At 58.5% G+C, this 2,460-nt stretch carries 1 protein-coding gene and 1 pseudogene; one reads left to right on the top strand and one right to left on the bottom strand.

From position 1 onward, the window contains the following. Window positions 1-138 (top strand): annotated as a pseudogene (locus P3T40_RS44830) (ISL3 family transposase); the annotation flags it as partial. A 975-nt stretch (window positions 139-1,113) separates the two neighbouring features. Here P3T40_RS44830 and P3T40_RS44825 read toward each other — a convergent pair. Then, window positions 1,114-1,776, bottom strand: a complete 663-nt coding sequence (locus P3T40_RS44825) for a DUF2242 domain-containing protein (RefSeq protein ID WP_429274077.1) — start codon at window positions 1,774-1,776, stop codon at window positions 1,114-1,116. Window positions 1,777-2,460 lie beyond the last annotated feature (684 nt).

The following is a 2,460-nucleotide window of genomic DNA, read 5'->3' as shown; positions in this document are numbered from 1 at the left end:
ATTGAGGCCATCAACGGCCTGTTTCAGGCCGCCAAGCGTAAGGCACGGGGATACGCCAGCTTCAAAACCATGCGTACCGTGCTCTTCCTCATCGCAGGCAAGCTCGACTTCTCAGCACTCAATCCGCATGCCTCGTGAGCCGCATTAGCCACTGCGCTTTTAAAAGAGCCACAGGTGGTCTACACGGGTACGAACACTCCGGAATCGGTAGAGCTATCGGTCGTTCTGCCCGACACGGATCGGTGTCTGTCGGAAATGCAACACGAGGCGCTCGAAAGGGCGAAACTGATACTCGATCTTTGGTCCGCGACCCGTCGAGCTTCGGAGCAGCCGGAGGGCGAAAGCCCGGAGATAAAGGATCTTTGGGCACGACTTAGTGCGTAGCGAGAAGGCGGTGGCCACGCTGAGATTTGCGAACGCGTGAGTCCAGGGCTGTCGGTCAGATGCGCATCGCCGCTGAACCGGCCCCTATGGTCCAGTTCATCGAACAACTCGTACCGCATCGCGCGATAGCCTGAGAAGCGTTAAAGCTATGTCGCGCGTCAAGCGTGTTAAGCGCTACCGTAAAGACGAACGCCTGATTTGCCGAGGTCGGACAATGCTTTCCGGCGGGAAAGATATATTTTTTTATAAATCATCCGCTTGCAAACTGGCGGTCTTGAACAATGGCGCGTTACGGTGGTTTTCAGCTGAGCGACTGCGTGCTCGATGCGAGTCCGCCCCGAGCGCGCTCGAAAAGGTGGGGTTCCGCCCGGAGGACGTTGGCACATGGCTGGGACATGATCGAACAGCACGGCTTGCTTCCGATCAAAGCGCATCGACAAACCGGGCAGACCGCGGCATGGAGCTCGTTTTCGGACTATCTGCGCGCGGCGGTGGCCCGACGGGACGCTGCAACTCGATGGCGTGGTTCTCGCGACCGAGCAATTTCTGCACGTGATGTGGGGGGATGCATACGCGGCTGCTTTGCGCCACGAAACGTCGCTCCGGCTCGTCCGAGTGCGGCAACATCGCACTCCGGCTGTTCGCGTCTTCGTCGCCGGATGCAACGGGGAAAGTGAGCGGACGAAACGCGGCTCGAGCCCAGGTTCGAGCGCGCGATGCCGTCGACGCCTACTCGCCGCTCGTCGGCTTCTCCGGATCACTATCTGGCAGGGTTTCTCCGATCGGCGGCACGGCGTCGTTCATCGATGGCAGCGCCTCCTTCGGCGTCGCAGCGGCGTCAACTGTCGCAGACTGGGCGGGGTCAACCTTCAGGTAATGGTCGACTAGCGTGAAGAAACGCTGATAGAAAACGCCAGCAGGAATTGTCTCGCTCGCAACCTTCACCATCGAGTCATCGCTCGAGCCGATAGGCAGAGACAGCGATCCAAAAACGCTCAGTCCGACGCTCGCCGACGTATTGCTCTTCTTCAGCGCATAGCGATCCTGCACCGCGTTCACGTACGCCGTACTGCTGGTGCTTTTGGGGTCGTCGGTTGTGCAGACCACGTGGATTTCGATCACCGCGTGCGAATCGCTGGTGGGCTGGAAATTTTTCGAGCCATCGACTGAATCGGTTTTCGTCGCACTGGCGATATATCCCTGACTGAGCAACGCACGGCGGGCGGCTTCACAAGCGGGCTCCGCCTTCGCGGCGAACTTGTGCATATAGGGGCTATCGCCTGCGTCGAATTGTTCTTGCTGGTAAAGCGGCTTCGGCGTCGAGCACGCAGACAGTGCGCTTGCTAGCGCAAGCACGAAAGCCGCGGAGGAAAAGCGGAACTGAGTATGCATGGCTGAATTCGATGGATCGGCTTGAGCGGAGCAGTGGTCTGATGCCAGAAGGGCAGGACGCCCAATGCTTTTGCGCGGCATGAGAGGGACACATCATGCGGCCAATCCGAAAGTGAATGGACCGCGTCATTATAATTTTCTTTCCCTACAATAACCTTCGAGTTTGTCGCGAGCGCAGTTCCGTCACGTATACGGAGGACGTGACGAGCCGGTACGAGGGGATGCATGATGCGGATCATGCGATTGAGAAAAGGGCGTCGTGCCCTTTCTGTTTGGGATCTGGGCTAGAGCGGATGCGCGACCGAAGGTCACGCGTGTCCCTCGGCGTCCATCGTGCGGCCGCCGGATGTGACGCGTCCGACAAGCAGGTGGGCGCAGCAGGCCAATCACGTGCGCGTCGCGCCCGTCAATGCGCAAAGCTCGATTTGAGGGGGACAAATCTCAGTTTTTTAGTAATGCATATTGGATAGATTCGCGACTTGCCCCAAACTGGTCAGCAAGCCATCAACAATGGCGCGTTAAGTCCACGACCGACATGATTTCGCGGATCGTCATGGTCCAGACTGGGGCAGCAACTCTGTTCCCGCAATTTGATCGAGTGCGCGTCAAACCCGTCCCTTCAGAGGCTGTCGCAAAAGCCCTCGGGTCCATACAATACTGCCTGGAACGAAACGGCAGGAAACC

It is taken from the genome of Paraburkholderia sp. EB58 (assembly GCF_050436665.1).
Lineage (GTDB): Bacteria > Pseudomonadota > Gammaproteobacteria > Burkholderiales > Burkholderiaceae > Paraburkholderia.
This window is presented reverse-complemented; position numbering and strand designations above follow the sequence as displayed.